Below are 6,002 nucleotides of genomic sequence, written 5' to 3' on the forward strand. Positions count from 1 at the left end.
CCGCCTTGGGTTTATGCACCCACCGGGGGGCCCCCGGGGCCCGCACCCACCGATGGCGATGCCCGGTAGATCCACGCCATGCGTGGATGAAGGGCCCGCAGCAGGCTCCGGCCCCGCACGCAGGTACAATGTGCCATGACTGACTTTTCGACCCTGCCGCTGAGCCCGGCCCTGCAGCCCGGCCTGGACGCCCTCGGCTACACCACCCTTACGCCGATCCAGGCGCAGAGCCTGCCGGCGATCCTCGATCGCCGCGATGTGATCGCACAGGCGCCGACCGGCAGCGGCAAGACCGCCGCCTTCGGCCTGGGCCTGCTGCAGGCCATCGATCCCAGCCTGATCCGCGTGCAGGCGCTGGTGCTGTGCCCGACCCGCGAACTGGCCGACCAGGTCGCCAAGCAGATCCGCAAGCTGGCCACCGGCATCCCCAACCTGAAGCTGCTGCTGCTGGTCGGTGGCGTGCCGCTGGGCCCGCAGCTGGCCTCGCTGGAAGGGCACGATCCGCACGTGGTGGTCGGCACCCCCGGCCGTGTGCAGGAACTGGCCCGTAAGCGCGCCCTGAACCTGGGCGCGGTACGCACCCTGGTGCTGGATGAAGCCGACCGCATGCTGGACATGGGCTTTGAAGAGCCGATCCGCGAGATTGCCGGCCGCACCCACAAGGACCGGCAGAGCCTGCTGTTCTCGGCCACCTTCCCGGACAGCATCCGCGAGATCGCCCGCGACCTGCTGCGCGATGCGCTGGAAGTGACCGTGGAAGGCGCCGACCAGGCCCCGGCCATCCGCCACCTGTTCTGCGAAGTGGAACCGGCGCACCGGCAGAAGGCGCTGGCCGGCCTGCTGCTGAAGTACACGCCGGAATCGGCGGTGGTGTTCTGCAACACCCGCAAGGACGTGGACGAGGTCGCCAACTCGCTGCAGCAGTTCGGCTTCTCGGCACTGGCCCTGCACGGCGACATGGAGCAGCGCGACCGCGAGGAAGTGCTGCTCCGCCTGGCCAACCGCAGCTGCAACGTGCTGGTGGCCAGCGACGTGGCCGCGCGCGGGCTGGACGTGGAAGAGCTGGCGGCGGTGATCAACTACGAGCTGCCCACCGACGTGGAGAGCTACCAGCACCGCGTGGGCCGTACCGGACGTGCCGGTGCCAGCGGCCTGGCGATCAGCCTGGTGGCCGGTCGTGAAAAGACCCGCGCCGAGGCCGTCGAAGCCCATCTGGGCCAGCCGCTGGACTGGCAGAAGACGCCGCTGGCGACCTCGCGCCCGGCCGAGCTGCCGCAGGCGGCGATGCGCACCCTGCGCATCGATGGTGGCAAGACCGACAAGCTGCGCCCGGGCGACATCCTCGGCGCGCTGACCGGCGATGCCGGCCTGTCGGGCAAGCACATCGGCAAGATCGCGATCTTCCCGACCCGCTCCTACGTGGCCATCGCCCGTGAGCAGGTCAACAAGGCCGTGGCGAAGCTGGAAGCCGGCAAGATCAAGGGCCGCCGCTTCCGCGTGCGGATGATGTGACGGTCAAGGTCTCCGCCCGGGGGGGGGGGGGGCGGCCCGCGCGGCGGGCGGGGGGGGGCGCGGGGGGGGGGGGGGGGGGTGGGGAGGGCGGGGGCGGCGGCCCCCGCGGGGCTGGGCCGGGCGCTACCTGCAGGCTGTTGGTAGCGCCGGGCCATGCCCGGCGAAGCAATCAGAACACCAGTTCGGTGTGCAGCGGCAGATCCGCTTCCCAACGGCCGCGGCCACCCAGGCCGTCCAGCTCGACCAGCACGCCGGCGCCGACCACTTCGACACCCAGTCGGCGCACCAGCGACAGCGCGGCACCCAGGGTGCCGCCGGTGGCCAGCACGTCATCGATGATGGCCACGCGCGCGCCGGCCGGCAGCGCGTCGGCGTGCACTTCGATGCAGTCGCTGCGGTATTCCAGGGTGTATTCCTCGCGCAGCACCTTGCCCGGCAGCTTGCCCGGCTTGCGCACCGGCACGAAGCCCACGCCCAGTTCCAGCGCCATGGCGGCGCCCAGGATGAAACCACGCGATTCGATGCCGACGATGGCGTCCAGCTGCTGCCCGCGCCAGCGGTCGGCCATGGCCGTGATCGCGCCGCGGAAGTCTTCGCCGTGGGCGAGCAGCGGCATGATGTCCTTGAACAGGATGCCGGGCTTCGGGAAATCGGCGATATCGCGCAGGCGCGAGGCCCAGGCGGGGACGGCCACGGTGGCGTCGGTCATTGCAGCTACCAGCTTGTATGGCGGCATAGGGTAACCGGTTCGCCCCGGCCCTGCCCGTTCCCGGCACCACCGCGCCGCTGCGTTCCACCCATGGCCTCCCAGCATCACACCAAAATCGCACACACGTGCGATAATCGCCCTAACCGGTCATTCACCCCGCCTGCGTCATAAGCAGGCAGACGCCTGCCCGCCGCCATGGCCCGCAGCCGCCCGGGATGCCGACGGCCCCCGCCACGCTTGGCGCGCGCGGGGCTTTCCCGCCTCCGCGCGGGTTTTTCGCAATGAGGTTCATGCAACGTGGACGAGACGACGAAAGTTCCGGCCCTGTGCCGTGTGCTGGTGGTCCTGCTCGGCATCCTGGTGACTCTGTTCGGCCTGGCTCTGCTGGTCGGTGGTGTTCGCCTGGTAATGCTGGGGGGCAGTTGGTATTTCCTGCTGATGGGTGCGGTGTCGGCCGTCGCCGGCGTGCTGCTGGTGATGCGCCGGCCGAACGGTGCGCTGGTGTACGGCGTGGCCTTCGTGGCCACGCTGGTGTGGGCGCTGGTCGATGCGGGCTGGGAGTTCTGGCCGCTGGTCTCGCGCCTGGTGATGCCGGCCGTGCTGGCCCTGCTGGTCGCACTGGCTTGGCCGGTACTGCGCCGCAGCCGCGGCCAGGTTGCCGGCCGTGGCGCCTACGGCGTGGCCGCAGTGCTGCTGGTCGGCCTGCTGGGCACGGCCTTCTCCGCCTTCCAGCCGCGCCCGGTGCAGACCGCACAGGGCACGACGCCGCCGGTGGTGCCGGTGGCCAAGGGCGCTGAGCAGCGCGACTGGATGCACTGGGGCAACACCACCGCCGGCACCCGCTTCGCCGCGCTGGACCAGATCACCCCGGCCAACGTGAAGGAACTGCAGGTCGCCTGGACCGCGCACACCGGCGACGTGCCGGAAAGCAACGGCTTCGGTGCCGAGGACCAGAACACCCCGCTGCAGATCGGCGACACCCTGTACCTGTGCACCCCGCACAACCAGGTCATCGCCATCGACGCCGACTCCGGCAAGCAGCGCTGGGCCTTCGATCCCAAGGCCACCGCGCCGAACTGGCAGCGTTGCCGTGGCCTGGGCTACTTCGATGCGACCACTGCACCGGCAGCCGCAACGACGGCTGCACCGGCACCCGCGCCGCAGCCGGCCACCGAGACCGCCAGCGCCGGCCCGGCCCTGTGCGAAAAGCGCATCCTGATGACCTCCATCGATGCGCGCCTGTTCGCGCTGGATGCGAAGACCGGCGCGCTGTGCCCGGACTTCGGCAGCAACGGCGTGGTCGACCTGAAGACCGGCATGGGCGAGATCAAGCCCGGCTTCTACACCCTCACCGCCGCACCGCTGGTGGCCGGTGATCTGATCGTGGTCGGCGGCCGTGTGGCCGACAACATCGAAGTGGGTGAACCGTCCGGCGTGGTGCGTGCGTACAACGTGCGTACCGGCGCGCTGGCCTGGGTCTGGGACCTGTCGAAGGAAACCCCGGATGTGCCGCTGGATCCGTCGATCCACTACACTCGCGCCACGCCGAACGTGTGGACCTCGATGGCCTACGACCCGCAGCTGGGCCTGGTCTACCTGCCCACCGGCAACACCACGCCGGACCAGTGGGCCGGCGAGCGCACCCCGCAGGATGACAAGTACAGCTCGGCCGTGGTCGCGCTGGACGTCGCCACCGGCAAGGAGCGCTGGGTCTACCAGACCGTGCACCACGATCTGTGGGATTACGATCTGCCGGCGCAGCCGACCCTGACCGACGTGCCCGACGGCAAGGGCGGCACCTTGCCGGCTCTGCTGCAGATCACCAAGGCCGGGCAGATCTTCATGCTCAACCGCCAGACCGGCGTGCCGATCAGCGAAGTGCGCAACATCCCGGCACCGCAGGGCAATGCCGAAGGCGAACGCTATGCCGCGACCCAGCCGCTGTCGGTGGGCCTGCCGCAGATCGGCGCGCAGACGCTGACCGAGTCGGACATGTGGGGTGCGACCCCGATCGACCAGATGCTGTGCCGCATCCAGTTCAAGCAGTTCCGCTACGACGGCATGTACACGCCGCCGGGCGAAGACCTCGCACTGCAGTGGCCGGGCTCGCTGGGTGGCATGAACTGGGGCAGCGCCTCGGTCGACCCGACCACCGGCTACCTGTTCGTCAATGACATGCGCCTGGGCCTGTGGACCAAGCTGATTCCGCGTGCGCAGATGACCAGCGGTGCCGGTGGCGTGGAAATGGGCGCGGCCTCGCAGACCGGCACGCCGTACGGCTCGCTGCGCGACCGCTTCCTGTCCAAGCTGGGCATCCCCTGCCAGAAGCCGCCGTTCGGCACGATGTCGGCCATCAACCTGGCCACCCGCCAGCTGGTCTGGCAGGTGCCGGTGGGCACGGTGAAGGACACCGGACCGATGGGCATCAAGATGGGCCTGCCGATTCCGATCGGCATGCCGACCCTGGGCGGTTCGCTGGCCACGCAGTCGGGCCTGCTGTTCTTCGCCGGTACGCAGGATTACTACCTGCGCGCCTACGACAGCCGCACCGGTGAGGAAGTGTGGAAGGCCCGCATGCCGGTCGGCAGCCAGGGCACGCCGATGACCTACGTCTCGCCGAAAACCGGTCGCCAGTACGTGGTGATTTCCGCCGGTGGCGCACGCCAGTCGCCGGACCGTGGCGACTACGTGATCGCCTACGCGCTGCCCGAGCGCAAGTAAGCCGTGCCACGCGGTGCAGCCTGCATGGCTGCGCCGCGTGGGTACCGGTTGCCGGTTCCAGCGCTTACCATGCAAGGTCGAACCTGATGAAAGCTGCTGCCATGCCTGCCGTTCCTCCCAGCCGTCGTCCCAAGCGCCCGCCTGCGCCACCGCAGGATCGTGGCCTGGCCCATGAGCTGATGCAGCAGATCCAGGACAACCAGGGCGACCCGGATTTCATGACCTCGCTCGGCCGCGGCCTGGCTGTACTGAGCGTGTTCTCGCAGCACCCGCGCGAAGTGACGATGTCGCAGATCAGCACCGATACGGGCATCTCGCGCGCAGCGGTACGGCGCGTGCTGTACACGCTGGAAAAGTTGGGTTACGTCGGCGAACAGGGCCGTGGCTTCGTGCTGCTGCCGCGCGTGCTGGGCATGGGCGGCGCCTATGTCGCCTCGTCGTCGATGACGGCGGCGGCGCAACCGGTGCTGGATGCCCTGCGCGATGACGTGCACGAATCCTGCTCGCTGGGCGTGCTCGACGGCGATGACATCCTCTACGTGGCGCGCGCGGAAACCGTGCGCATCATGTCGATCGGCCTGCGGGCGGGCAGCCGCCTGCCGGCGTACTGCACCTCGATGGGCCGCGTGCTGCTGTCGGCGCTGCCGCGCGACACGCTGGAAGGCTATCTGGAACGCAATCCGCTGCGGCCGCGTACCGAACGCACGGTCACCCGCATGGACGATTTCCTCGACCTGCTGGAAAAGGTGCGTCGCGAAGGCGTCTCGCTGGTCGACCAGGAACTGGAGATCGGCCTGCGCTCGATCGCCGTGCCGGTGCGTTCGCGCAGTGGTGATGTCGTAGCCGCGCTGAACATCGGCACCCAGGCAGGCCGCATCGGCCTGGGCGTGATGCAGACCCAGCTGCTGCCGCGCCTGCGCGAGGCGGCGCAACGGCTGGGTACGTTGTTGAATTGAGGCACAGCCGCCGGGCGTGGGCCCGCGGGGCCCGGGGGGGGGGGGGGGTTGGGGGGGGGGCCCCCCCGCCAGGGCGGGGGGGCCGAGGAGTGGGGGGGGTGTGG

Annotated in this window: 4 protein-coding genes; 3 read left to right on the top strand and 1 reads right to left on the bottom strand. The window is 69.9% G+C overall.

What is annotated here, in order from left to right; all coding sequences use genetic code 11:
- Positions 1-135: 135 nt before the first annotated feature.
- A complete protein-coding gene (dbpA, locus tag IAE56_RS20320) occupies positions 136-1,512 on the top strand; it encodes an ATP-dependent RNA helicase DbpA (RefSeq protein WP_116865428.1) in 1,377 nt (458 codons plus the stop codon).
- A gap of 169 nt (positions 1,513-1,681) precedes the next feature.
- On the opposite strand, the gene IAE56_RS20325 is transcribed toward dbpA, so the two are convergent.
- A complete protein-coding gene (locus IAE56_RS20325) occupies positions 1,682-2,221 on the bottom strand; it encodes an adenine phosphoribosyltransferase (protein ID WP_108768603.1) in 540 nt (179 codons plus the stop codon).
- A gap of 297 nt (positions 2,222-2,518) precedes the next feature.
- On the opposite strand from IAE56_RS20325, the gene IAE56_RS20330 reads away from it, so the two are divergent.
- Positions 2,519-4,942: a membrane-bound PQQ-dependent dehydrogenase, glucose/quinate/shikimate family gene (locus IAE56_RS20330; protein ID WP_200753763.1), complete on the top strand. Its 2,424-nt coding sequence runs from the start codon at positions 2,519-2,521 to the stop codon at positions 4,940-4,942.
- Between the two features lie 101 nt (positions 4,943-5,043).
- Entirely contained in the window at positions 5,044-5,898 is an 855-nt protein-coding gene (locus tag IAE56_RS20335) for an IclR family transcriptional regulator C-terminal domain-containing protein (RefSeq protein ID WP_200753764.1), read from the top strand.
- Positions 5,899-6,002: the final 104 nt, after the last annotated feature.

Source organism: Stenotrophomonas sp. S41 (assembly GCF_016624625.1).
Lineage (GTDB): Bacteria > Pseudomonadota > Gammaproteobacteria > Xanthomonadales > Xanthomonadaceae > Stenotrophomonas.